Here is a 24,263-nt window from a genome sequence, read left to right as displayed (position 1 = left end):
CCATCGACCGGCGCAGCTACCAAGCCACCACCAGTATCGACATCGTCATCCCCGACCCTTGACGACCACACCAACCACTTAACTGAACGGCGTTGGGGCTAGTACTCCCAGCGACCCAGCCGGGTCGGGACCGCCTCGTCGATCATGCTCAGGGCGAGGTGGGGTTCGGTCGCGAAGCCGACCCAGCCGCGTCGGGCGAGCCGCCGACTCAGCTGGGTCGGGCGAGCCGCTGACCTTGCTCAGCGGACGCTGGCGCCGATGCGCGGGGGCGTGGCGGTGCCGTGCACCCGCTTGGCGTGGCTGGCGTACAGCCGGGGCGCGATGATCGGCATGAGCAGTCGGGCCGGCAGCGGAGCGTGCGCCAGCACCGCCTTGACCACCTCCGGGTCGCCCTCGTACATGGCAATGCCGAAGGCCAGCGGGAGCTGCTTCTTCGGGGACTTGCTCATGCCGTGCTCGCCGAGCTGCGTCCACTCCCGGGCGGTGACGTGCCGCTGCGCCAGCGGCAGGATCTCGCTCTCCTCCAGGGCCATGTGCTCGATCAGCGCGGCGCGTAGCTGCTCCAGGGCGTCCGCGAGCTGCTCACCGCCGCGTGCGGTGCGGCGCCACTGGGGGAGGAGGCCGACCACCGCCGCGTGGGCGTCCTCGATGGCGTGGTGCTGCGCCTCCATGGTGGGGACGATCGCCGCTGCCTCCGCGCCGCCGCGCTCCAGCAGCCGGGGCCAGAGCAGCAGGTCCTCGCCCTCGTGGTGCAGGTGCAGGATGTGGCAGAGCATCTCGGCGTGGGCGCCGACGACCTCCGCGCGCGTGGCGTCGCCCGGGGTGACGTCGCGGACGAGCTGCGGCAGCAGGCTGAACTCGCGACGGAGCGCCGAGTGCGCCATGTACATGTCGCGTACGTCGGCCATGGCTTCGCGGTGGTTCTGGTTCACGGTGACCTTTCCGAGGGATCAACTGGCACAGATCTTTTGATCATGCTCGGTGTCACTTGGAACCGGCTTGGAATCCGCCAACGGTGACGGTCAGCGGGCCATCGCCGCCGTCGCCTCGGCCAGCCAGTGCGGCGACTCCCACCGACGGGCGACCCGCGCGGCGAGGGTGAAGTGCCGGGTTGCCTCCTCGGTGTGGCCCACCAGCCGGAACAGCTCACCGAGTGTCAGCGCGACCGGCCGCACCACTGCCGCTGTGGTGGAGAAACCGGCCAGTTGGTCGCGTACCGGGAGCAGCGCGTCGATCACGGGGTGGGCCAGGTCCCGTCGACCCAGCGCCACGACGACCATCCCGCGCACGCTGAGCAGCGCCGACTCGAAGTAGTCCGGGCGGTAGGTGTGCCGCCCGATCGGCATTGCCCGCGCCTCGTCCAGGCGTCCGCTGCCGATCAGCGCCAGCGCCAGCAGGTCGTCCACGATCGGGCCCAACGACCTCCGGATCCGCCGGGTCGCCTCGAGATGCTCACCGAACCGCCCCTGGCTGATCAGCAGAGTGCCGGTGGAGAAGTAGTGGAAGGCCTCGGCGTGCAGCGAACCCTGCCGCCGCATCTGCACCTCGACCTGGTCGTAGTGCCGCCGCGCGGCGGCGAAGTCGCCGGCGATGTGCGCGAGGGCGCCCAGCGAGCACAGGTTGATCGTCTGTGCCTCGTTCAGCTGGTACGTCTCGGCCAGCCACCCCTGCCGGGCAACACTGAGGCGCAGTTCGTCCGGCTCGTTGAGCGCGGCAGCGCAGTGGCCCAGCGCCTGCTCGGCGACCGAACGGTAGGCCACCAGCCCGTGCTCGTCGGCGAGGTCACGCAGCTCCAGGGCGAAGGCCCGACGGTCCGGCGCCTCCCGCTCGTAGCTCATGGTGCGCAGCCGCGCGGCCAGCCCGAGGGCGCGCAGCTCGTGGTCGTCCAGCCGCTGCGAGAGGGCCAGCGCCTCCCGTCCGGCCGCCACGCCTCGCGGATCGGACTCGCCGTCCAACTCGGTGGCCAGGGCCTCCAGCAGCCGGCAGCGGGCGACCGGTTCCAGGTCCTGGGCGCGCAGCAGCCGGGTGAGCAGCTCGACGACCCGGTGGTCCACCACGCCGTACTCGTGGGTCAGCCACGGGGTGGGGACGGTCCACGCGGTGAACGCCGCGACCAGCAGGTCGTCGCGGCCGGACGCCGCGGCGACGTCGACAGCCCGAGCGCGAGTCTGCCGGGCGGCCGCCACCGCGCCGGCCCGCGCCTGGGCGCGCAGCAGCCGCCCGAGCAGGTCCACCCGGAGCGCGTCGCGGTCCCCGGCGACAGTGGCGACGGCTTCGACAGCGTTGCTGAGCAGCTCGATCGCGGCGTCGTACGCGTACCGCCGCTCGGCCAGCTCGGCGGCCCGGATGGCGTAGTCGACGGCGAGCGGTGCGGTGTCGGCCGACGCGGCGCGGGCGTAGTGGTGGGCCAGGGCGGGGTAGTCGTCGGGCCGCAGCCGACGGGTGGCGGCGGCGATCCGCGCGTGCAGGCGGGTGCGGCGCAGCTGCGGCAGGTCGGTGTAGATGGTGTCGCAGACCAGGCCGTGCACGAACCGCACCCGCCCGGGCGCCGGTTCGGTGAGCAGCCCGGCGGCCAACCCGGCCTCCAGTGCCCGCAGGACGGCGCCCTCGTCGGTGCCGGCGGCGTCGACGAGCGTTCGCACCTCTGCCTCCCGCCCCACGGCCGAGGCGAGACGCAACACCGAGACGGCCGTCGACGGGAGGCGGGAGAGTCGTCGGCGCAGCACGTCGCGTACGCCCTCGGGCACGTCGGAGGTGGCCACGAGCGTGCCCTCGGCGGCCAGCAGTCGCGCCGACTCCCGGACGTAGAACGGGTTGCCGCCGGTCCGCTCGGCCAACGCGGTGACCGTGTCCGGGTCGACGGTGCTGCGGGCCAGCGCGCCGAGCAGCCGTTCGACGTCGGACGTGCTCAGACCGCCCAACGGGATCCGGTGCGGTGACCGGCGGGCCAGGACCGCCATCGTGTCGGCGAGCCGCTCGGTGTTGTCGGCGGGCCGCATCGCCGCGACGAACAGGACGGTGCCGGTGGTCATCTCCGTGACGCTCTGCAACAGCAGCAACGTCTCCGCGTCGGCGGCGTGCAGGTCGTCGAGGATCACGGTGACCGGTCTGCGCGCCGCGGCGGCGTCCAACCAGGCGCCGACGGCGCGGTGCAGCCGGAACCGGCCGGCGGTGACGTCGCCGCCGGCCTCGCCGTCGCCCCCACCGAGCAGCGGGGCGAGCGCCGGGGCGCTGTCACCCGGGGGTGCCTGCTCAGCGAGGTACCGCAGCGCCTCGACCCAGGCCCAGGCCGGCGGGGCGCCCTCGACCTCGGGACAGCGGCCGACGGCGACCAGCCAGCCGTGACCGGTGAGCTCGTCCCGAAACCGGGTGAGCAGGCTCGTCTTGCCGGCCCCGGCCTCACCGCTGACCAGAGCGACTCGCGGCCCGCTCGCCACCGCCTCGGCGGATGCCTGCCGAAGCGCCTCCAGCTCGGCCTCCCGGCCGACGAAGACCTCCGCCGGCACCTGCCGCTGCACGCGTACCGCTGGCGCCGCCACCGGTGGCAGCAGGTCGAGCCGCTGGCCCAGGATGGCGGACTCCACCTCGACCAACGCCGGGCCCGGGTCCAGTCCGAGCTGGTCGGCCAGGGTCGCCCGGGCCCGGCGCAGCGCGGCGAGCGCGTCGCCCTGCCGACCGGTACGCCACAACGCCAGCGCCAGCAGCCGCCAGCTCTCCTCCCGCAGCGGCGCCTGCCGGGTCAACAGCTCCGCCTCCGGCACCACCTCGGCCGCGTCGCCGCAGCGCACCGTCACGTCGAGCAGCAGCTCTCGGGCGCCGAGCCGCAGCTCCTCCAGCCGCAGCACCTCCGGCTGCGCCCACGGCTCAGCGGCGAATTCGGCGTACGCCCCACCGCGCCACAGACCCAGCCCGTCGCTGAGCAGTTGACGTGCCCGGCCCGGATCGCCGGGGCCGACCGCTCGCGCCTCGGCGAGCAGCGTCTCGAACCGACCGGCGTCGACGGCGTCGGCGGGCAGCCGCAGCGCGTAGCCCGGTGCCGCGGTGACCAGGACTCGGGCCGGCGCCCGGCGCTCGCGGGCCGGCTCCAGAAGGCGGCGCAGATGCGAGACGTACGCCTGGAGGGAGGCGATCGCCCGGGGCGGCGCGTCACCCCGCCACAGATCCTCGATCATCTGCCCGACGGAGACGACCTCGCCGCGGGCCGCGAGCAGCAGCGCGAGCACGGCGCGTTGGCGGGGGCCGCCGAGGTCGACCGGCCCGCCTGTGTCGACCTCGACCTCAAGCGGCCCGAGCACCCGTAGCAGCATGACGGACCAATCCTAGTCGCGCTGGTGAGCGGCTCATCCGCTGCCACGGGACACGGGGCAGCCAGCTCACGGCAGGCGCGGGCGGCGGCCCGACCACCGCGCCTGCGCGCCGCCGAACGCGCCTCGTTCGATATCGTGGCACCACCACCAAGATCCGCGAAGGGGGCCTGGCGATGACGACGAGGGCCTTCGACGAATATGAACGGTCGCGCTGGGCCGGGCGCGCGGGAGCGTACGACAGCAGTCTCGCCGCGCTCTGCGCGTACCCGGCACCGGCGTTGTTGGACGCCGCCCACGTCGGCGCCGGCACGCGGGTGCTCGACGCGGGCACCGGCTCCGGCACTGTGGCCAGGCTGGCGTGTGCTCGCCACGCCACAGTCGTCGCGGTCGACGCCGAGCCCAGCATGGTCGAGTTGACGCGCGACCGCGTTCCGTCCGTCGACGAGGTTCGCCTCGCGTCGCTGCCGCACCTCCCGTTCGGCTCCCGGACGTTCGACGCGGCCGTGGCGAACTTCGTGATCAATCACGTGGGCGATCCGCCGGCCGCGATCACCGAGCTGCGACGGGTCGTCCGGTCCGCTGGTCGGGTCGCGGTCACCGTGTGGCCGCACCCCCCGCCCGAGGCGCAGAGCCTCTGGGGTGAGGTCTTCGACGCCGCCGGGGTCGACCGTCGCGCCCCCGCCCCGACGGTGGACGCCGACCGGGACTTCCCCCGTACCCCCGACGGGCTGGCGGGCCTGCTCGACAAGGCCGGGCTTGTCGACGTGCGCTGCGACACGATCACCTGGGCGCACCGCACCGACCCGGAGGCCTGGTGGAGCGGCCCCGCCAACGGCATCAGCAAGCCAGGTCTGGTGCTGGAGAGCCAGCCGGCGGCCGTGATCAGCCGAATTCGTGCCGCGTACGACGAACTGACCGCCCGCTACCGTGGCCCCGACGGCCTGCTCGCGCTGCCCACCGCGGCGCTGCTGGCCTCGGCGTCCGTACCGTAGCGGCCACTGCGGCACCCGGTCCTCCGTCGACGAGGGGCACCCGGCGAGAATGCGGCGTGGAGTTTCTCTGTTACCACGGTGACCGGCCCGGCTCGGCGGCGTTGCGCGACGAGCTGTTGCCCGAGCACTGGACCTACATGGACCGGTACGCGGCGGGAATGATCGCCCGTGGCCCGACCTTCGTCGGCGACACGCCCACCGGCAGCGTGCACATCGTCGACGTGCCCGACCCGGCCGCCGCGCGGGCATTCGCATTCGAGGAACCGAACTACCAGGCCGGCGTGTACCGGGACGTGCTGCTGCGCCGGTGGCGCAACACGCTGGGCCGCACCATGTGGGACTTCCCCGGCGGCCGGACCGGCGGCAACCGTTACCTGGTGCTCGGCCTCGGCGCCGGGCCGGCCGCCGACCTGGCCGTGCCGCCCGACCCGGACGAGCTGATCGCGTACGGGCCCCTGCTGGCCGACGACGGCGTCACCTGGCTCGGCACCGCCGCGCTGCTCCGGGCGCCTAACCCGGACGCGGCGCGCGCCATCCTGACCGTGGGCCGGTACGCCGACATCGAGGTGCACAACTGGCAGTTCGGCGGGCGACCGTCCTGACCTGTCCTGAACCGCCCCGACGCCCACAGTCAGGCAGAGGCGGGCAGGCCGTCCAGTGGGCGGATCAACGGTGGGCGGGGTATTGCCCGCACGACCCCGGCATCGGCGGATGTCCAGTGCCCAGCCGAACTCGTCGGCGCGGGGCGGATCGGCGTTGCGGCCCGTCCGATGTCCCGGGACAGGTCACCGCCCGCACCGCGCGGAGGTCGGGTCGCCGGCGTCGGCGGTACGTCGCCCGCCGAGGCGACGGCTCGGAGCCGGCGTGGGCCCGCCGGACGGTTGGCGTCGGAACCCGACGCGGCGGGACGGGTGGCCATCGTCGGGATGGGGATGCCTCGTCTCGGCGCGGTCGGGCCGGTGGCATCGCCCGGCCCTGCCGAGGCCAGCGCCGCGAAGACGGCGTCGAGACGGCCGGTCCGAGCGCCAACGGTGTCGAGGCGCACGATCTCCGCGCTCCTCGCCGCCGAGCCGCTGACCGCACCAGCGCGCGGGTTGGCGTCGCGGTGCACGGTGTCGAGGTGCGGCACGCCGGCTGCCCGGCGTTGGAAGACGGCCCGCAGGGCGCGGGGCAACCGCTCGGCGGCGACCTGGCGCAGCGCGGGAGCGGCGAACGCGTACCCGCCGACCTGGTGGGGGAGCAGCAGCCCGGAGGCGACAAGCGTGCGAAGCGCGGATGCGGACCGGCCGGGCGTCCAGCCGAGTGCCCGGTCCACGGCCGCCCCGGAGATCAGGCCGCCGAGGGTGCCGGCGGCCATCAGCACCGCCCGCCGCTCACCGTCGAGGTGGTCAAGCTCCGCGCCGACGGCCCGGCGTACCGCCTCGGGCAGAGCGAGCGCCGCCGGGTCGGCACCGTCCACCAGCGACGTGACGTACGCCGCTGCGTGCCCGGGACGGCCTCCCACCAGCGGCAGCAGCCGGTCGACCAGGGCCACCGGCTGCCCGGCCCGGGTGAGCAGGTGGCGCAGTAGCCGTCCGGACTGCACCGTGGCCAGTGGTCCGATCGTCATCTGGCGGGCCGGACCGGGCCGGGTGTCGGCCCACTGCGGCTGATGCACTGTGAGCAGCGCCAGCGGCAGCCCGCGCTCCGTCGCCGCGCCGAACAGCGCGTGCAGGAAGCGGCTCACCGCGGGCGCGGCCCGGTCCAGGTCGTCGACGGCCACGATCAGCGGCCGGTGGGCGGCCAGCCGTAGCAGGACCTCGCGGCAGATCGCCGCGCCGGCGAGGGCCGCGGCCGAGCCGTCCGGGGTGGTCAGCAACCGCTGGAGCGCCGGGACCGCGGTGGCCACCCGGGTCGGCGGGAACAGTGGCGTGAGGGCGGCCACGAGCCGGTCGTGGACTGCCGCCGGGCCGTCGCTGTGCCGGATCCCGGCGAGGTCGCGGAGCAGGTGCGCGACCGGCGCCAACACCTGATCGGGGTACGGCTGACAGGTCGCCACGCACCAGCGGACCGACAATCCGTCCACCGTGGTCAGCCCACGGGTCAACTCGTGCAGCAGCCGGCTGCGGCCACTGCCGGTGGGGCCGACCAGTGAGATCCAGCGTGGCGTCCGGTTTCGGATGGCCGCGCCCAACTGGTCGCGGATGGTGGCCAGTTCGCGGCGTCGACCGATCAACGGGCCGTCGTGCCGGTCGGCGCCGGGGCGTACCGGACCGACGGCGTGCCAGACCGGCACCGGCGGCACCCGGCCGGCGACCGGCACCGGCGTCAGCTGACGCTGGGTGATCAGGCCGGCGGTGGCGCGCGCGGTGGCGGCGCAGAGCGCGACGGCACCGGGCGCGGCGTACTCCTGTAGGCGGGCCGCTGTGGTGATCACCGCTCCGCTGGCCACGCCGTGCCCGCCGGTGACGACGTCGCCCAGGTCGACCACTACCTCGCCGGTGGCGACACCGACCCGGACGCGCAGCCTGACGCCGTCGACCATGGGCCGTCGGTCCAGCGCGGCCTGGATCTCGAGCCCCGCGCGCACCGCCCGGTACGCGTCGAAGCCGTCGGAGTGCCGAGCGCCGAAGAGCGCCATCACGGCGTCGCCGATGTACTTCTCCACCACCCCGTGCCAGCGGTGCAGCACACCTGCGACGGTGTCGAAGTAGGCCCGCTGCAACGCTCGGACGTCCTCGGGGTCGAGCCGGTCCACCAGGGCCGTGGAGCCGACGATGTCCGCAAAGAGGACGGTGACGACGCGCCTCTCCTGTGGTACCGGCCAGAGCGGGGTGACGGTCCGTTGCGTGTCGACGATGATGCTGGTGGTCATGGGTGTCGCACCGGCCTCTCTCCCCGCTGATGCCTGATCACCTCCGGAGATTGGCATTAGTGGGCCGACGGGGGATCTGCCGAACGACGTATGTCGGCCACCTGCAACCTTTAGTCGCAAAGTCGACGCGAGGAGTACCACAAGCGGTGGGCGGCCGTAGAACGGTGAGGGGCCCTGTGATTAGGCTGCGTGGCATGGCCAGCGATGTGGACACCGCACCGCTCGTGGGCCGGGCCGAGCTGGTGCAGACGGTTCGGTCCGCGTTGCTCGGTGACGCCGCGCACGGGCAGACCGCTGCGGTCTTCCTGACCGGCGAGAGCGGTGTGGGAAAGACCCGGCTGTTGGGCGAGATCGGCGACCGCCTACGGGAGCGGGGCGCCGTGGTGCTCACCGGCAGCTGCCTGGACATCGGCGACGCCTCCCCGCTGCACCCGCTGTTGCAGGCGCTGCGCCGGTTCGACACCGAGGTGTCCACCTCGCCCGCCCGCACCTCCTCGGCGGTGCGGGGGCTGTTGCAGATGTTCGCCGACGAGACCGCCGGCCCGGACGGCGCTGGCGCGTTGCTGGAGCGGGTCTCCCGTGGCCTGCACCTGATCGCCGAGGGTCGCCCGCTGGTGCTGATTCTCGACGACCTCCAATGGGTCGACCGCAGCACCCGGCAGCTCCTGCTCTACCTGCTCGCCGGCCTGGGAGATCTCCAGTTGTCGGTGCTGGCGGCGGTGCGTGCCGAGTCGTTGCAGGGCGCGCACCCGCTGCGCCGGGTGCTCACCGAGCTGCGTCGGCTCCGCACGGTGCGGGTGCTCGACCTGGCGCCGCTGGGCCGGGCCGACACCGAGACGCTCGCCGCCGCTGTGGTCGGCCGAACGCTGACCGCCGACGCGGCCGAGCAGGTGTGGCAGCGCAGCGGCGGCAACCCGTTCGTCATCGAGGAGCTGGCCCGGGATCTGCGCGACGGCCGCGACGGCCTGTCCGAGACGCTGCGGGAGATCTTCCTCGACCGGGTCGACGCGCTGCCCCAGCACGCGCACGCCGTGGTGCACGCGGTGGCCGCCGGGGTCGAGCCGGTGCAGCACTGGCTGCTGGCCGAGGTGCTGCGGATGCCGGAGGACGAGCTGATCGCCGCGGCCCGGGCCGCGGTGGCGCACCGGCTGCTGGTCGGTGCCGACGAGGGCTACCGGCTGCGGCACCGCCTCGTGGCCGAGGTGCTGGCGCACGAGCTGCTGCCGGCCGAGCGCTCCGGGCTGCACCGCCGCTACGCCGAGGCGCTGACCGCCGCGCCGGGTGAGCTGCACCAGGCCCGGCTGGCGCACCACTGGCGGCTGGCCGGCGAGCCGGCGCGCGCCCTGCCGGCGGCGGTGGCCGCCGCCCAGGAGGCCGAGCGGCTGCACGGTTACGCCGAGGCGCACCGGCACTGGTCGGCGGCGTTGCAGTTGGCCGCCGAGCCGGGCCCGCTGACCGTGGACCGGGTCGAGCTGCTCGAGAACGCCGCCGAGGCGGCCCACCACTGTGGGGAGCACGCGCGCGCGTTGGCCCTGCTGGAGGAGTTGGCCACGCTGCGGGGTGGCGAGCCGAGCTGCGCGCTGCACATCCGCCGGGCCCGCTACCTGGCCGCCGCCGGTCGCTCCGCGCTGGCCGAGGAGGAATACCAGCGGGCGCTGAAGGCGGAGGACTGCTCCCCTCGGGACCGGGCGAGCGCCGCCGCCCGCCTGGCCGAGCTGCTGCTGCACCTGGGTCGCTACGCCGATGCCGGTGCGCGGGCCCGCGAGGCGCTGGCGTTGGCCGAGAACGTGGCGGGCTCGGCCACCGAGGTGGTGCTGGCCAGTTCGGCGTTGGGCTTCAGCGACGCCTGCCTGGAAGACCCGGACGCCGGTCTGGCGGTCATGCGCGACGCCCTCGACACCGCCGAGCGTGCCGGTCAGCCCGAGGACGTGGCCTGCGCGTACCTGCACCTGGCTGAGCTGCTGACCGGGCCGCTGAACGTCCTCGAAGAGGGCGTGGTGGTGGCCCGGCGGGGCGCCGAACGGGTGGCCGAGCTGGGGCTGGGTCGCACCTGGGGCACCCGGCTGCTGGCCATCGCCATCAACGGGCTGTTCCGGGTGGGCCAGTGGGCCGAGGCGGAGAAGGTGGTGGCCGCGGCCCTTCGGCACCGACCGTCCGGTGCGGACGCCGTGGAGCTGCTGTTGGCCCGGTGTCGGCTGTCGGTGGGCTACGGCGACATCGAGGCCGCCGGTCGGGACCTCGACGCGGTGGCGACCCTGCTCGCCGGCGGCGGGGCGCGACACGTCATCCCGTTGCTCACCCTGCGCTCCGGGCTGGCCATGTGGGAGGGTCGGCACGACGTGGCGCGGCAGGCGGTGCAGCGCGGCCTCACCGAGAGCCGTTCCGACGACGTGATGATCCTCTCCGCGCTGGTCTGGCACGGCCTGCGCGCCGAGGCTGAGGCGCACGCCAGCCGCACTGTGGAGGTGGACCCGACGGCGGTGCGCCGGCTGCGGGACGTGGCCGAGCGGGTGGCCCGCAAGAGCGCCGGTGCCGCCCGGCCGGTGCGCTCGGTGGTGGAGGGTTTCCTGGCGTTGTGCGCCGCCGAGGTCAGCCGCCTCGACGGCAGCGATCCGGAGCTGTGGGCCGCGTCGGCGGCCGAGTGGGATCGACGCAATCACCCCTATCCGGCGGCCTACTCGCGGCTGCGGCAGGCCGAGGCGCTGTTGGCTCGGCGCAGCCGGGTGGCCACCGCCGGCAAGCTCCTGCGGGAGGCGTACCGGGTGGCGCAGGGGTTGGGCGCGGTGCCGTTGACCTCGGAGATCCGCGAGCTGGCAGGGCGGGCCCGGGTGTCGCTGGACGAGCGCGACAGCACCGGTGCGCGCAGCGTCCCGGTCGAGGCGTCCGACGACGAGTTGGCGGCGCTCACCGCCCGGGAGCGGGAAGTGCTCGCCCTGGTCGCCGAGGGGCTGACGAACAGGGAGATCGGGCAGCGGCTGTTCATCAGCGAGCGGACCATCGGGGTGCACGTGTCGCACATCTTCGACAAGCTCCAGGTTCGTACCCGCGTGCAGGCGAGCGCGATCCAGTTGCGCAACCATCGGGGCTGACCGAGCCGACACCTGAAGTACGTATCCCGGCGCGTGTGCGCGCCGGGATACGTCGTTTTACTGATCCGGCGGCCCGGTGTCGGCTGAGAGGCTGGGCCGCGTCGACGACGGCACGGGGGATGCCGCCGACCACAATGGAGGAGAAATGATCGAACCGGTCTGGGGGCCCGTGCACCGGGACATCGTCGACCTGCTCGCCGATCATCCCGCGGACGTGCCGGCCGTGGTCGATCATCTGACCAAGCTCCAGGACATGCTGGTCCGGTTGCCACCGTTGGAAGCCAGTTGCCCCCTCGCTGACTTCAACAAGCTCTACCTGACCATCACCAGCAGCGTGCTGGACGGGCTGTACGACGACCGCTTCGTCGACCCGGTCTTCCTCTCCCGGCTCGACGTCGAGTTCGCCGCCCGGTACTTCGACGCGATGCGGCTGTGGACCGACTCCAGCCCCGGCACCCCGAAGGCGTGGTCGTGCCTCTTCGAGCGGATGCAGGGGCCGGATGCCCGGCCGCTGCCGTCGGCGGCGGCCGGGGTGAACGCGCACATCAACTTCGACCTGCCGTTCGCCCTGGTGACCACGTTCGATCACCTGGAGTCGGAGCCGGTTGACGGCAGCGACCAGCACCACGACTACCTCGAGATCAACAACATCTTCGCGGACAAGATCCCCGGCCTACGCCGGGGCTACCTGGAGCGGTGGCAGCTGCTCATCGACATGCTCAACGGCGACATCGACGACTGGTACCAGGGGGAACTGGTCGAGTACACCCGCGATGTCGCCTGGCGTAACGCGCAGAAGATCTGGCGGTGCCGGCACGATCCGGACGCCCGCGAGTGTGAGCGCACGCGGTTGGACGACAACGCCGCGGCGCTCGGCCGGTTGCTGCTCTCGCCCCTCGGGGCGTTCCTGCAGTAGCCGGGACGGGGGGCCTCCGCGCTCCGCCCCGTGGGGGGCGGCGGAGCGCGGGGGCGCGTCCCACCAGTTCCACCCCGCGTGGCCGCCCGAGGTCGGGTCGGTCACGCAGGGGACAGCCGGTCGGCCCGGGGGGTGTCGACCGTCTGCCACCGTCGGCCGGCCCGGGGGGTGTCGGCCGGCGGTGGGGGAGCGCCGAACGGGGGTCACGCCGACGGCGTGTGGATCCGGGGGTGTCGGCGGGCTCGGATCGGGTACGCCCGCGCCATGACCGTCCTGGCCCGGCGTCGGCCCGCCGCCCGCCCCCGGCCCGCGCGGCCCGGCCCCCTGCGGCCGGGCGGCCCGGTGTCGCGACCCACCGCTCGGCCCGGCGCCCGATGACCGGCGCCGTGGCCCGTTTCCCGTTCCGCTTCGATCCGGTCTTCCGCCCGGTGCTGGCGCTGCTGGGGGTCCGCCCGGCGACGGCCTGGGTCGCCGTCACCGAACGGGACCTGATGATCCGGTACGGGCCGTGGCGGCTGCGGACCGACCGGGACAACGTCACCGCCGTCGAGCTGAGCGGGCCGTACCGCTGGTGGCGGGCGATTGGTCCGCACCTGTCGCTGGCCGACGGCGGGGCGACCTTCGGCAGCAGTGCGGCCGGCGGGATCTGCCTGCGCTTCGGCGTACCGGTGGCGGCGCTGGTGCCCGGGGGGCGGCCCCGGCACCCGGCGGCCACTGTGACAGTCGCCGACCCGCCCGCGCTGGCCCGGCTGCTCGCCGTCGCGGACCTGTCCTGAGCAGGCCGAACAGGTGCCCGGTTCCGCCGATCGGGCGGCGGGGCACCGCCTACCGTCAGATCAGGACCTGTGAGGGTGGGACTGGCGATGGCTGACGAGCACCGGGCGAAACCACGGCGCTGGAGCGGGCGCCGCCACGCGCCGAGCGGGCCGGACCCGGCGCTGCGGGCGGCCCGCGATCCGGCGCGCCCACACCGGGGCGGCCGGCAGGGTGTCGTGGTGCCCGACCGCGTGGCCACCCCGACCCGCTCGGCGCCGCCGGCCAGCCCGCTGCGCCGGTGGCTCTTTCAGCACCAGGTGCAACCGCCCGGCCCCGAGGCGACCGAGGGACAGAACCGTCGGCACGCCTGGTGGCAGGTGATGTGCCTGACCGGCGTGGACTACTTCTCCACGCTGTCGTACCTGCCGGGCATCGCTGCGGTGGCGGCCGGGGCGCTCTCCCCGTTGGCGACCCTGTTGATCGTCGTGCTCACCCTGTTCGGCATGCTGCCGATGTACCGGCGGGTGGCCCACGAGAGCCCGCACGGTCAGGGTTCGGTGGCGATGTTGGAGCGGTTGTTGCCGTTCTGGCGGGGCAAGATCTTCGTCCTCGTGCTGCTCGGCTTCGTGGCCACCTCCTGGATCATCACGATCACCCTCTCCTCGGCCGACGCCACAGTGCACCTGCTGGAGAACCCGTACCTGCCGGACGTCCTGCACGGGTCCCTGGTGCCGGTGGTGGTGACCGTGGTGCTGCTGCTCATCCTCGGCGGGGTGTTCCTGCTCGGGTTCCGCGAGGCGGTGGTGGTGGCCATCCCGCTGGTCGCGGTCTTCCTGGTGCTCAACGCGGTGATCGTCGTGGTCGCGGTGGCCCGGATCGTCGAGGATCCGGGCATCGTGTCGAACTGGATGGCCGCGGTGACCTCGACCGGTGGCGGACCCGGCCAGGTGCTGTTCACCGCCGTGTTGGCGTTCCCGCTGCTGGTGCTGGGGCTGTCCGGTTTCGAGACCGGGGTCAGCATGATGCCCCTGGTGGCGGCCGACGGCCCGGACAAGCAGGCCCGCCTTGCCGCCCGGATCCGCAACACGCGCCGGCTGCTCACCACCGCTGCGCTGATCATGTCGGTGTACCTGATCTCGACGACCTTCGTGACCACTGCGCTCATTCCGGCGGAGGAGTTCCGGCCGGGCGGCGGCGCGAACGGACGCGCGCTGGCGTTCCTGGCGCACGCCTACCTGGGGGAGGTGTTCGGCAGCGTCTACGACGTGAGCAGCGTGCTCATCCTGTGGTTCGCCGGCGCCTCGGCGATGGCCGGGCTGATCAACATCGTGCCGCGCTACCTGCCGTCGTACGGCATGGCGCCGGAGTGGGCGCGGGCGGTACGCCCCGTGGTGATCGTCTACACCGTCGTCAGCGTCGCCATCACGATCGCCTTCCGCGCCGACGTCAACGCCCAGGCCGGGGCGTACGCCACCGGGATCCTGGCCATGATGGTGTCCGGGGCGGTGGCGGTGACGATCTCCGCGGCCCGTCACCAGCGGCGTGGCTCCGCGATCGGCTTCACAGCGCTGACCCTGGTGCTGCTGTACGCGCTGCTGGAGAACGTCATCGAACAGCCGGACGGCATCACGATCTCCGCGCTGTTCATCCTCGGCATCATCGTGGTCTCGTTGGTCTCCCGGGTCACCCGGACCACCGAGCTGCGCGCCGAGCGGATCGAGTTCGACGAGGCGGCCCGTCGGTTCATCACCGAGTCGCTGGCGCACGACGGGCAGCTGCACCTGATCGCGAACAAGCGGCAGAAGGGGTCGGTGAAGGAGTACACGCTCAAGGAGCGGGCGCAGCGCGGGATGAACCCGGTGCCCGGGGCCGCGGACGTGCTGTTCCTGGAGATCGATGTGGTCGATCCGTCGGAGTTCAGTCAGGTGCTGCGCGTGCACGGGATCGAGGTGGGCGGCTTCCGGGTGCTGCGAGCCAACAGCCCGGCCGCGCCGAACGCGATCGCCGCGATCCTGCTGGCCCTGCGGGACGCCACCGGGGTCCGGCCGCACGCGCACTTCGAGTGGTCGGAGGGCAGCCCGATCGCGCACCTGGCGCGCTACCTCATCCTGGGCCGGGGGGACACCCCGCCGGTGGTGCGGGAGATCATCCGACGGACCGAACGGGACCCGCTGCGCCGGCCCGGCATCCACGTGGGCGGGTGACCTCGATGCTGCTCTGACAGCTTTGAAGATGAAAGAGTGCACTCTTCACGTTCACGCCTTCCTGTCCGTATTGCGGACCTATCGTGACGTTTGGTAGCCGGCGAACACGTCGAGCCCCCCGCGCCCGAATCGGCGCGCGGCCACGTCACGTACGCAGGAAGGTAGGCACCGTTGATGTCCACGTACCGAGAGGGAGACCGCGCGACCCGACCCAGACGGCGCTCCCGATGGTTCCTAGCCAGCGGCTTGCTGGCGGGGAGCCTGGTCGTGGGAGCGGCCGGCGCGGCCGCCGCCGCCGACCGCGCCCTCACCCTCCCCGGACTGGCCCGGCTGACCCCGGCAGCCGACGACGACCGCCGCGACGGCGACCGGCGGGGTACGCAGCCCGGCCAGGACGACGCGGAGCGGGCCCGCCCGACCACCCCGGGCACCGGCAAGCGGGGCGTCGTGTCGGTGCCGTGCGACGCCGCGAAGCTGGTGGCGGCGCTGGTCACTGCCAACGCCGAGGGCGGCGGCGAACTCCGCCTCGCGCCCAAGTGCCGCTACACCCTCACCGAGGCGTTCCACGAGACCGACCAGTACGACGGCGGGATCCGTGACGCCCGGGAAGCCGCCGACGCCGCCGAGACACCCGGCGACGCCGAGGCGCCGCCACACAACCCGGCCGACGACACCGCCGGCCTGCCGGTGATCTACCAGCCGATCACTGTCGACGGCGCGGGCGCCACCATCGCCCGGGCCGCCCAGGCCGCCTCGTTCCGCTTCTTCACCGTCCGCGACGGCGGCGAGCTGACCCTGCGCGACGTGGAACTGCACAACGGCCGCTCGGCCATCGAGGGCGGCAGCGTGCACGTGGTGCACGGCGCCACCGCCGTTGTGGAACGTGTCACCGTCACGCAGAGCACCTCGCTGTCGCCCGAGGGGGGTGGCGGCGGCATCTTCAACGACGGCAACATGGTGGTCACCGACTCCACGTTCGTCGGCAACAGCGCCTCCGGCGCCGCGGGCAAGGGCGGGGGCCTGCTCAACGGCGGCGTGCTGACGCTGAAGCGCTCGGAGTTCCACCGCAACAGCGCCAACGCCTACGGCGGCGGGCTGGGCAACTACCGTGGTGCCGCCGAGGTGGAGAGCGCCTCCTTCACCCAGAACAGCGCCGGCCAGGGTGGCGGGCTGGCCAGCTTCTCGGCCCGGACGAAGGTCTCCGACACCGAGCTGCTGGACAACACAGCGCAGGTCGGCGGCGGTGCCGCCAACTCCGACGCGGTGCTGGTGATGCGCACGATGACCATCCGCGGCAACACGTCCACAGTCAACGGCGGCGGCGTCTCGACGGTGAAGGGCCTGACGCCGATCGACGACAGCGTGATCGACGGCAACACCACCCACGGCCTCGGAGCCGGCATCTACTCCGACAAGGCGAATCTGCTGGTCCGCGGCAGCGACGTGACCCGTAACGAGGCTGTCGGCGCCGCGTCCCAGGGCGGGGGCATCTACGCCAGCGCGGGCTCGGTGGCGATCTACACCAGCAAGATCACCCACAACGCGTCGACGGTGAAGCCCGGCGGCATCTTCGGCATGCACGCCCAGGTCAAGATCGACGATGAGAGCGTGGTGGTCGAGAACGAGCCGACCAACTGCGAGGGCAGCCAGGTGCCGATCGCGCACTGCTTCCGCTGAGCGTCGACCCGCGCACCATCCCGAGCGCGTTCATCCTGTGTGCACCGCCCGTCCGGACGATCGTCCGGACGGGCGGTGCACCGTCCTGCTCCTCGTCACGGCGTCAACCCATCGCGCGCAACCGGCCGGAGAGGTCGCCGGCGAAGAAGTCGAGGAAGCCGTCCGGGTCGGGGCCGGCGTTCTGCAGGACGATGTGGTCGAAGCCGGCCTCGACGTACGACCGGACCTTGGCGACGTGGGGTTCCGGGTCCGGGCCGATGGCGAAGAGCTGCCGGATGTGCTTCTCCTCGACGTACGCGCTGGCCGCGTCGAAGTTGACCGGGTTCGGCAGTTCGCTCATCACCTTCCAGCCGGTGACCATCCATCGGCTCGTCTGCAACACCGCCTGCACCGCCTGGTGCTCGTCGGTGGCCCAGGCCAGTGGCACCTCGGCGTAGCGCGGGCCCGAACCCTGGGCGCGTCGGTAGTGCTCGACGATCGACGCGTCCGGCTCGGTGGCGAACAGGCCGTCGCCCAACTCGGCGGCGAGCCGCGCCGACACCTCACCGCTGGCCGCCACCGCGATCACGGGCAGGGTGTCCGGCAGATCGAAGATCCGGGCGTCCTCCAGTTGCAGGTGCCGGCCCTCGTACGACTGGTAGCCGCCCTGCCAGAGCAGCCGGACGATCTCCAGCGCCTCGCGCAGTCGCTCGTGTCGCCCCCGCACGCTGGGGAAGCCCTGCCCGACGACGTGCTCGTTGAGCCGCTCTCCGGCGCCCACCCCGAGGGTGAACCGGCCGTCGGAGATCAGCGCCATGGTCGCTGCGGCCTGTGCGATGATCGCCGGGTGGTAGCGGACGGTCGGGCAGGTGACCCCGGTGGCCAGGCGCAGGGTGCTGGTCTTGGCCGCGATGGCGCCGAGCACGCTCCAGGTGAAGGACGAGTGCCCCTGAGCGTCCAGCCACGGGTGGAAGTGGTCGCTCATCTCGACGAAGTCGAAGCCGGCTCGCTCGGCCAGGACGGCCTGCCGGATGATCTCCTGCGGGCCGTACCCCTCTGCGGCCAGCTTGTAGCCGATCTGCATGCCCACACTCCCGATCCCGTTCGCTGACTGAGGCATCGGCGGTTCCCGGCCCCGGCGCGGACAAACGCCGACGGGCTGCAAACCAGCCTCCTAGGATGCCTAAGGCGGTGTGCGGAGGTCGACGTCAGGCATGAAGGACAACATCCAGCCGCCGGACATCGCTCAGCGCACCAGCAGATCAATGACGCCCGTCAGGTCCTCCTCGCCACCGCCCTCCGCCAGGCGGCGGCGCATCAGGTCGAAGTAGGGGCGGAGCAGTTCGGGGCTGACGCCCTGCTGCTCGGCGGTGCGCAGAAAGGTCGGCGTGCCGGCCACCTGCATGGCGAGAGGGGAGACGACGCCAGTGGTGTAGTCCCCGCTGCGCAGTTGGTCGGCTGTCTGGTGCACCGCCGGGACCATCGCGACGAGCCAGTCGGCGAGCAGTGGGGCGAGCGCCGCCGGGTCGATGTCCTCCCGACGGATCAGGGCGAAGGCGTGCGCGGCCCCGGCGAACATTCCGTACATGGCGCTGAGCAGAGCCACGTCGTGCAGGGCCGCGAAGCCCGCGTCCTCGCCGACGTAGGTGGTGCCGACCGGGACGCCCAGCGTCTCCCGGTGCCGTTCGAACAGCGCTGGCGAGCCGCTGTAGAAGACGTAGCCGCCGGCCTCCGGCACGCCGACCATCGGCGGGACAGCCATGATTCCACCGTCCAGGTAGCGGGCGCCGCGGCTGCGGGCCCAGGCCGCGCGGGCGCGGGCCTGGGCAGGGGTACTGGTGGTCAGGTTGACCAGATCCCGGCCGACCAGGTCGACACCAGCCAGCACCTCGTCGACCGAGCTGTCGTCCAACAGGCAGACGACGACCAGGGTGCTCGCCGCGACCGCCTCAGCGGCGCTGCCCGCGACCCTCGCCCCGTCGGACGCGAGCGCTGTCGCGCGGGCCGGAGTGCGGTTCCAGGCGGTGAGCGGGTAGCCGGCGGCAAGCCAGGCGCGGGACAGCGCGGTACCCATTGCGCCGAGCCCCAGCATCGTGACGCGGGGCTTCTCCACAGTGTTCTGTTGTTCCATGCTGATTAGGCTGGTCATCGGCCCCCAGGTGATCAAGTACGCACTTCGGAGTGCGTGGTTACCCGGGAGTGAGCGAGCACGTCGGAGGGGTGGGTATGGCGACGGTGAACCGGCCGGGCACCGCGGACGGACACATCTGCGGTATCGACACCGCGATGGAGGTGATCGGCGGCAAGTGGAAGGTGCTGATCCTCTGGGCACTCCACGAGCACCCCCTGCGTCGCTTCGGCGAGCTGCGTCGACTGCTTCCGGGGATCACCGAGAAGGTGCTGGCCTCCCACCTACGGGAGATGGAGGCGGACGGCGTCGTGCACCGCGCCTCCTACGACGAGGTGCCGCCCCGCGTCGAGTACTCGTTGACCGAGGACGGCACGCGCCTCAACGACGCCCTCGAGCCACTGGCCGCCTGGGGACGCGACCGGTCGACCGTTCGACGGTCGGGGGAGGAGACGGGCTAGTGCTCCCGAGCGACCTCGCCGAAACCGCCTCGGCCCGTGCCTCCGCAGTGGGGGCACGGGCCGGGATACGTCTGTCGTCTACTTGGAAGGCTCGGGCAGCTTGCAGTCGACCTTCGGGTTGGCGCCGATGTAGTTCAACGGCCCGGCCACGATGGTGACCAGGATGGTGCCGGCCTCGGCGCAGTTGGTGTCGTCGCCGCTGTAATAACCGCGCTGGCCACCGGCGATGGCGCCGATCACCAACCAGATCACGACGATGACTCCGAGAATCGAGGTGCCGCGCATCGCTGCCTCCTGAGGTATGTGGTGGATCTGAGGTGCAGCCGTTGTACCCAATCGGGTCGCGCGGCTAACGGTTGCGCGCGACGACCCCCCGCGGATCCCCCATCCGGCCGATGCCGTCCGCCGTTGTGTACCGCCCGGGCATCCGCCGCCCGCACCGGGTAGCGCCTGTCGGCTATCGGATCGGCGACCGACCTTGCCGTCATCCGGGTGGGTGGACGTAGAACTGCCTCACGGCCCCGCCGAGGAGGACTCATGGACGCCCCGACACCGCCCCTCTATATCGACCGCCCCGAGGACGTCGCGGTCGCGGCCCGCGCGCTTGCTGGCGGCGCGATCGTCGCGGCGGCGTTCGCCAACTTCTACGTCATCGTGACGCGTCCCGACGCGGCCACCGTGCGCCGGGTCAACCTGGCCAAGGGCCGACCTGTCCACCAGGTCGGCAGCATCACCACAGCGATCGGCCGGATCCCCGGGATGTTCGACTGGACGCGGATCTCGCCGCGGTTGCCGGTCGGTCGGGTGCGGGCGCTGATGGACGCCCTCTACGGGGCGGGGCCGTTCGGCTTCCGCGGGCCCGCGGCGGATCGGCTCCCCGAGCACCTCACCCAGATCGACCAGGGGATGCGGACCACCCAGGTGATCGCACCGGGGCTGACCTGCCCGTCCAACGCGTTCTTCGAGCGGGCGCTCGCCGAGACTGGAACGGATCACCTCTACATCACCTCGGCGAACCGGTCCCGGCATCTCACCGGAGCGGCGGAGGAACCGGCGCACTGGAAGGCGGGCGCCCTCGCCGCCGACTTCGCCCACCTCGACGATCTGGTGGTGCTGGTCCATCGGGACGAGGCTGCGGCCCGCGCCGCGTACCCGGGCTACCTCACCACCTCGGTCACCCTGCTCTCGTTCCACGCGCCCGAGGGTGACCTCGAAGAACCGCCGGTGCTCACCGTGGACCGGCACGGCTCGCTGCACCTGGACGATGTCCGCCGCGCAGCCGCGCCGCTCGGTCTCCAGGTGCGCCTGGCCGGAGGTGCCCGGGAACGATTGCAGGTCCGGGGGTACGCCGGGGCACTGGTGTGAGCGGCTATCGCATCGGCCTGGTGGTGCCCAGTTCCAACACCACGATGGAGACCGAGATCCCGGCGATGCTGCGCCGACGTGAGGTCGTCGATCCGACGGTCCGCTTCACCACCCACGCCAGTCGGGTACGGCTGCGTCAGGTGACCGCCGACGAGTTGGCCCGGATGAACCGCTCTGCCCTGCGGTGTGCCGCGGAATTGGCCGACGCCCGCTGCGACGTGCTCGCGTACGCCTGTCTGGTGGCGGTGATGTGCGAGGGCGCCGGCGCGCACGAGCGGGCCGAGCGGCGGTTGGGCCGCGCGGCCGGTCGCGCCGGGCACGACATGCCGGTGGTGACCAGTGCCGGCGCGCTGGTCGCGGGGCTGCGGGCGTTGGGTGCCCGGCGGGTGGCACTGATCGCGCCGTACCTGCCGCCGTTGACAGCCACCGTCGTCGCCTACCTCGCCGCGTACGGCGTGCAGGTGACCGACGCGGTGAGCCTCTGCGAGCCGGACAACGTGGCGGTCGGGCGCATCCCCGCGGAGCGGCTGGTCGAGCTGGCCGGTCGTCTGGACGTGACCGGCGTGGACGCAGTGGTCCTCTCCGCCTGTGTGCAGCTGCCGTCGTTGGCGGCCGTGCCGCTGGTGGAGGCCCGTCTCGGCCGCCCGGTGCTCACCGCGGCGACGGCGACAGTGCATCAACTGCTCAGCGGTCTGGGTGTCGAGCCGTACGTGCCCGACGCAGGTCGGCTGCTGGCCGGCCCGATTCCGCGGTGAGTGGCGGGCGTGGTTCAGTGCGGCGGTGAGGGCTTCTCCGGCGGCTTGCCGTGGCTGCGCCGGAAGTCCGCGTAGGCGACGCCCGCCAGCACCAGCAGCCCGCCGAGAGAGGCGAAGCCCGGCGGCAGGTAGAGCAGGGCGGGCGCGATGGTCAGCAGCGCCAGCACCCCACCGGGTCGGGACCACGACACCCGGCTGAAGACCTCGTACTCGAAGGCGGCACGGCCGGCCAGGAACAGTGCCGGGCCGCCGAGGATCACCGCCAGCCAGGCCGGTGGTGTCCGTCCGGTCGGCTCGTGCAGCACCAGGTGGAAGCCGGCCGCCGTGGTGACCACGCCGGCGATCATCACCAGATGGGTGTACGGGGCGCTGAACAGGAACTTGCTGGGCGACTCGGCGGCCTGGATGGCGGTCGGCAGCAACTCGCCGGACTTGTGTACGTAGATCCGCCAGAGCAGCAGCGTGGTCAGGAACGCCACAGCGAAGGCCCCGATGTTCTCGGCCTCGTTGTGCTCCATGCTGAACATGGTGCCGATCGTCAGGATGGCGTCGCCGAGCGCGATGATGAAGAACTGCTGGTAGCGCTCGGAGAGATGCTCCGCTGTGACGTTGCGCTGCTTCTCGGGCACCACCCCGAGCCCCGGCACCGGGTACGCGAGGCGGAAGCCGACGTAGTCGATGGCGAGCGCGATGGCCCAGCACACGATCCGGGCGTCCCCGCTGACGAACGCGCCGATGAGCCACGGGATCGCCGATACCGCGAACCAGAGGAAGATGCGGGCCGCCCGACGCTGGGTCTGTGGTTCGCGGCGTACCGCTGGCATCAGGAACAGGCCACGCCCGAGGTGGATCGCCACGTAGGTGCCGGCGAAGACGAGCCCCCGGTCGTTGAACGCCTCCGGGATTGCCGTGGTCATCAGCAGCGCGCCGAACATCACGGCGCTGATCAGTAGCTTGATCTCGGTGCGTTCCGGGTTGTACAGGTCGGTGACCAGCGTGGTGATCGTCCAGGTCCACCAGACGGCGGCCAGCATGATCAGTGCCTCGGCGGCGCGGTGCCAGTCGAGCTGCTCGACCATTCCCCGTGAGATGAGCGCCAGCGCGACCACGTACACCAGGTCGAAGAAGAGTTCGAGGAGGGTGACCCGGCGTGGGGCCTCCGGGTCGCGTACCGGCGGACCGCTGGCCCGTGGCGATCCGGGCTGCGGCGCGGCGAGGTGCACGGGATCTCCTGCGGAACCGCTCGACTCGATGGACCTGTCCGATCCACCTCTACGGACGGTAACGAGCGGGCGAACGCGGGATTCCGCGTTCGCCCGCTCGTCCCCCGACCGGGTCGTGTCGGGTGGTTATCCCGCTTGCGGGGATGGCGAAGGCTTCTCGCCGCCACGGGGGGCGGCGAGGGCGTCAACCAGGCGGCGGGCCGAGCCGGCCAGGTTCCATCGTTGGGCGAGCTCGAGCAGCCGGTCCGGGTCGGCCGGCGCGCTCGGCAGCGCGGTGGGCAGCTCCGGCAGGGGCACGTCCAGGGCGACCCGGACCACGGTCGGCGCGACGCCCAGGTAGTCGCGTGCCGCGACCAGCTTGGCGCGCAGGCCCGGTGCGAAGGACGAGTCGGAGTCGTCGAGGGCGGCCAGGATGCCGGCGATGCTGCCGTACCGCTCGATCAGCCGGGCGGCGGTCTTGTCGCCGACGCCGGCCACCCCGGGCAACCCGTCGCTCGGGTCGCCGCGCAGCGCGGCGAAGTCGGCGTACCGGTCGGCTGGCACACCGTAGCGGGCCCGCACGGCGGCGTCGTCGCAGTCGTCGAGCTTGGCGACGCCGCGCCCGACGTAGAGCAGCCGGACCGGTCGGGCGTCGTCGACGAGTTGGAACAGGTCCCGGTCGCCGGAGACCACCTCGACCGGGCCGGGCTGGGTCACCGAGAGGGTGCCGAGCACGTCGTCCGCCTCGTAGCCGGTCGCGCCGACCGCTGTGATGCCCACAGCGGTCAGCACCTCCAGGATCATCGGCACCTGCGGGGAGAGGGTGTCCGGAACGATCTCGCCGCCCTGCGGGGCGACCCGGTGCGCCTTGTACGACGGCAGCAGGTCGACCCGCCACGCCGGGCGCCAGTCGTAGTCCAGTGCGCAGATCATCCGGTCGGCGCCCCGCACCCGGATCAGGGTGGCGAGCATGTCGAGGAAGCCGCGCACCGCGTTGACCGGGGTGCCGTCCTCGGCCTTGGCGGCGGACTCCGGAATGCCGAAGTAGGCGCGGAAGTAGAGGCTGGCTGCGTCGATCAGCAGGATCGGGGGTCGGTGTGCCACGCCGGACAGCCTGGCACAACCGTCCGACGATCTGGCGTACGCCCGGCCGCTGGTGGTGTCAGCGTCGCTCGTTGGGCCGGTAGACGGTGTCCCGCCGGGCCAGGTGCTGCACGACGTAGCTGGTCACCAGCAGCAGGATCGCTACCACCACCTCGACCCAGGCCGCGACGCCGTCGGCGACGGTGACGCCGATGACCAGCAGGACCAGGCCGACGAGTGCGAGGACCCCGGCCCACAGTTGGCGGCGACGGCGGGTCGCCGCCCGGTTCGCCTGGTTCCCTGCCACGTCGGTCCTCCCGGTCGGGTCGCCCGCGCGGGCGTCCCGATCCCAGGCTAGGGCCGCGGGGACGCGCCGGGCCGGAAAACGCAGGCGGAGCACCTGCCGGCCGGTGTGCCGAAGTCGTGACGAGCTGGGCAATCGGGTGGCGACGTAGCGTCGATGTCGTCAGCGAACGGCACCGGTCGGCGGCGGGG

19 protein-coding genes are annotated in these 24,263 nt (G+C 72.8%); 10 read left to right on the top strand and 9 right to left on the bottom strand.

Annotated features, from left to right (window positions below):
* Nucleotides 1-239: 239 nt before the first annotated feature.
* Together AB0C19_RS21150 and AB0C19_RS21145 are read right to left on the bottom strand one after the other, a co-directional pair.
* Nucleotides 240-932, bottom strand: coding sequence for a hemerythrin domain-containing protein (locus tag AB0C19_RS21150; protein ID WP_357187847.1), 693 nt, complete (start codon nt 930-932; stop codon nt 240-242).
* Between the two features lie 90 nt (nt 933-1,022).
* On the bottom strand, nt 1,023-4,307 hold the full coding sequence (locus AB0C19_RS21145; RefSeq protein WP_357187845.1) for a BTAD domain-containing putative transcriptional regulator: 3,285 nt from the start codon (nt 4,305-4,307) through the stop codon (nt 1,023-1,025).
* A 173-nt stretch (nt 4,308-4,480) separates the two neighbouring features.
* On the opposite strand from AB0C19_RS21145, the gene AB0C19_RS21140 reads away from it, so the two are divergent.
* Nucleotides 4,481-5,299 carry a class I SAM-dependent methyltransferase gene (locus AB0C19_RS21140; protein WP_357187843.1) on the top strand — a complete coding sequence of 273 codons (819 nt, stop codon included), beginning with the start codon at nt 4,481-4,483 and terminating at the stop codon, nt 5,297-5,299.
* A 56-nt stretch (nt 5,300-5,355) separates the two neighbouring features.
* Nucleotides 5,356-5,901, top strand: coding sequence for a YciI family protein (locus AB0C19_RS21135; protein ID WP_357187841.1), 546 nt, complete (start codon nt 5,356-5,358; stop codon nt 5,899-5,901).
* A 29-nt stretch (nt 5,902-5,930) separates the two neighbouring features.
* Here AB0C19_RS21135 and AB0C19_RS21130 read toward each other — a convergent pair whose 3' ends face one another.
* The gene (locus tag AB0C19_RS21130; RefSeq protein ID WP_357187839.1) at nt 5,931-8,153 is read right to left on the bottom strand and encodes an adenylate/guanylate cyclase domain-containing protein; all 2,223 of its coding nucleotides are present in this window, start codon (nt 8,151-8,153) and stop codon (nt 5,931-5,933) included.
* A gap of 194 nt (nt 8,154-8,347) precedes the next feature.
* Between AB0C19_RS21130 and AB0C19_RS21125 the strand changes: the two genes are divergently transcribed.
* The 5 genes from AB0C19_RS21125 to AB0C19_RS21105 all read left to right on the top strand — a co-directional run bounded on the left by AB0C19_RS21125 (nt 8,348) and on the right by AB0C19_RS21105 (nt 16,795).
* Nucleotides 8,348-11,242, top strand: coding sequence for an AAA family ATPase (locus tag AB0C19_RS21125; protein ID WP_357187836.1), 2,895 nt, complete (start codon nt 8,348-8,350; stop codon nt 11,240-11,242).
* Between the two features lie 145 nt (nt 11,243-11,387).
* Nucleotides 11,388-12,158, top strand: a complete 771-nt coding sequence (locus tag AB0C19_RS21120) for a DUF5995 family protein (protein WP_354942729.1) — start codon at nt 11,388-11,390, stop codon at nt 12,156-12,158.
* A gap of 374 nt (nt 12,159-12,532) precedes the next feature.
* Nucleotides 12,533-12,934: a hypothetical protein gene (locus tag AB0C19_RS21115; protein ID WP_357187834.1), complete on the top strand. Its 402-nt coding sequence runs from the start codon at nt 12,533-12,535 to the stop codon at nt 12,932-12,934.
* 87 nt (nt 12,935-13,021) lie between these two features.
* On the top strand, nt 13,022-15,118 hold the full coding sequence (locus AB0C19_RS21110) for an amino acid transporter (protein ID WP_357187832.1): 2,097 nt from the start codon (nt 13,022-13,024) through the stop codon (nt 15,116-15,118).
* A gap of 174 nt (nt 15,119-15,292) precedes the next feature.
* The gene (locus AB0C19_RS21105; protein ID WP_357187830.1) at nt 15,293-16,795 is read left to right on the top strand and encodes a hypothetical protein; all 1,503 of its coding nucleotides are present in this window, start codon (nt 15,293-15,295) and stop codon (nt 16,793-16,795) included.
* 103 nt (nt 16,796-16,898) lie between these two features.
* Here the strand turns inward: AB0C19_RS21105 and AB0C19_RS21100 are convergent, their stop codons facing one another.
* Together AB0C19_RS21100 and AB0C19_RS21095 are read right to left on the bottom strand one after the other, a co-directional pair.
* Nucleotides 16,899-17,858 carry a TIGR03557 family F420-dependent LLM class oxidoreductase gene (locus AB0C19_RS21100; RefSeq protein WP_357187828.1) on the bottom strand — a complete coding sequence of 320 codons (960 nt, stop codon included), beginning with the start codon at nt 17,856-17,858 and terminating at the stop codon, nt 16,899-16,901.
* Nucleotides 17,859-18,020: 162 nt separating this feature from the next.
* Nucleotides 18,021-18,905 carry an NAD(P)-binding domain-containing protein gene (locus AB0C19_RS21095; RefSeq protein ID WP_357187826.1) on the bottom strand — a complete coding sequence of 295 codons (885 nt, stop codon included), beginning with the start codon at nt 18,903-18,905 and terminating at the stop codon, nt 18,021-18,023.
* A gap of 95 nt (nt 18,906-19,000) precedes the next feature.
* On the opposite strand from AB0C19_RS21095, the gene AB0C19_RS21090 reads away from it, so the two are divergent.
* Nucleotides 19,001-19,363, top strand: coding sequence for a helix-turn-helix domain-containing protein (locus AB0C19_RS21090; protein ID WP_357187824.1), 363 nt, complete (start codon nt 19,001-19,003; stop codon nt 19,361-19,363).
* 78 nt (nt 19,364-19,441) lie between these two features.
* Here AB0C19_RS21090 and AB0C19_RS21085 read toward each other — a convergent pair whose 3' ends face one another.
* Entirely contained in the window at nt 19,442-19,648 is a 207-nt protein-coding gene (locus AB0C19_RS21085) for a hypothetical protein (RefSeq protein WP_007460667.1), read from the bottom strand.
* A 252-nt stretch (nt 19,649-19,900) separates the two neighbouring features.
* Between AB0C19_RS21085 and AB0C19_RS21080 the strand changes: the two genes are divergently transcribed.
* Both AB0C19_RS21080 and AB0C19_RS21075 read left to right on the top strand, forming a co-directional pair.
* Nucleotides 19,901-20,728: a hypothetical protein gene (locus tag AB0C19_RS21080; RefSeq protein WP_357187821.1), complete on the top strand. Its 828-nt coding sequence runs from the start codon at nt 19,901-19,903 to the stop codon at nt 20,726-20,728.
* Nucleotides 20,725-21,483, top strand: coding sequence for an Asp/Glu racemase (locus AB0C19_RS21075; RefSeq protein ID WP_357187819.1), 759 nt, complete (start codon nt 20,725-20,727; stop codon nt 21,481-21,483). The genes AB0C19_RS21080 and AB0C19_RS21075 overlap by 4 nt, the downstream gene beginning before the upstream one ends.
* A 14-nt stretch (nt 21,484-21,497) precedes the next feature.
* On the opposite strand, the gene AB0C19_RS21070 is transcribed toward AB0C19_RS21075, so the two are convergent.
* From AB0C19_RS21070 to AB0C19_RS21060, 3 genes are all read right to left on the bottom strand, one after another.
* Nucleotides 21,498-22,706, bottom strand: a complete 1,209-nt coding sequence (locus tag AB0C19_RS21070; protein WP_357187817.1) for a low temperature requirement protein A — start codon at nt 22,704-22,706, stop codon at nt 21,498-21,500.
* A 126-nt stretch (nt 22,707-22,832) separates the two neighbouring features.
* Nucleotides 22,833-23,789 carry a 5'-3' exonuclease gene (locus AB0C19_RS21065; RefSeq protein ID WP_357187815.1) on the bottom strand — a complete coding sequence of 319 codons (957 nt, stop codon included), beginning with the start codon at nt 23,787-23,789 and terminating at the stop codon, nt 22,833-22,835.
* A gap of 58 nt (nt 23,790-23,847) precedes the next feature.
* Nucleotides 23,848-24,075, bottom strand: coding sequence for a hypothetical protein (locus AB0C19_RS21060; RefSeq protein ID WP_357187813.1), 228 nt, complete (start codon nt 24,073-24,075; stop codon nt 23,848-23,850).
* Nucleotides 24,076-24,263 lie beyond the last annotated feature (188 nt).

The organism is Micromonospora sp. NPDC048842 (assembly GCF_040649935.1).
Lineage (GTDB): Bacteria > Actinomycetota > Actinomycetes > Mycobacteriales > Micromonosporaceae > Micromonospora > Micromonospora hortensis.
This window is presented reverse-complemented; position numbering and strand designations above follow the sequence as displayed.

Excerpts from the sequence above, each read along its gene's own strand:
- AB0C19_RS21080 (WP_357187821.1), top strand. The coding sequence starts at position 19,901 with ATGGACGCCCCGACACCGCCCCTCTATATCGACCGCCCCGAGGACGTC.
- AB0C19_RS21110 (WP_357187832.1), top strand. The coding sequence starts at position 13,022 with ATGGCTGACGAGCACCGGGCGAAACCACGGCGCTGGAGCGGGCGCCGC.
- AB0C19_RS21085 (WP_007460667.1), bottom strand. The coding sequence starts at position 19,648 with ATGCGCGGCACCTCGATTCTCGGAGTCATCGTCGTGATCTGGTTGGTG.
- AB0C19_RS21095 (WP_357187826.1), bottom strand. The coding sequence starts at position 18,905 with ATGGAACAACAGAACACTGTGGAGAAGCCCCGCGTCACGATGCTGGGG.
- AB0C19_RS21090 (WP_357187824.1), top strand. The coding sequence starts at position 19,001 with ATGGCGACGGTGAACCGGCCGGGCACCGCGGACGGACACATCTGCGGT.
- AB0C19_RS21115 (WP_357187834.1), top strand. The coding sequence starts at position 12,533 with ATGACCGGCGCCGTGGCCCGTTTCCCGTTCCGCTTCGATCCGGTCTTC.
- AB0C19_RS21145 (WP_357187845.1), bottom strand. The coding sequence starts at position 4,307 with ATGCTGCTACGGGTGCTCGGGCCGCTTGAGGTCGAGGTCGACACAGGC.
- AB0C19_RS21100 (WP_357187828.1), bottom strand. The coding sequence starts at position 17,858 with ATGCAGATCGGCTACAAGCTGGCCGCAGAGGGGTACGGCCCGCAGGAG.
- AB0C19_RS21105 (WP_357187830.1), top strand. The coding sequence starts at position 15,293 with ATGTCCACGTACCGAGAGGGAGACCGCGCGACCCGACCCAGACGGCGC.
- AB0C19_RS21130 (WP_357187839.1), bottom strand. The coding sequence starts at position 8,153 with ATGACCACCAGCATCATCGTCGACACGCAACGGACCGTCACCCCGCTC.
- AB0C19_RS21140 (WP_357187843.1), top strand. The coding sequence starts at position 4,481 with ATGACGACGAGGGCCTTCGACGAATATGAACGGTCGCGCTGGGCCGGG.
- AB0C19_RS21120 (WP_354942729.1), top strand. The coding sequence starts at position 11,388 with ATGATCGAACCGGTCTGGGGGCCCGTGCACCGGGACATCGTCGACCTG.
- AB0C19_RS21125 (WP_357187836.1), top strand. The coding sequence starts at position 8,348 with ATGGCCAGCGATGTGGACACCGCACCGCTCGTGGGCCGGGCCGAGCTG.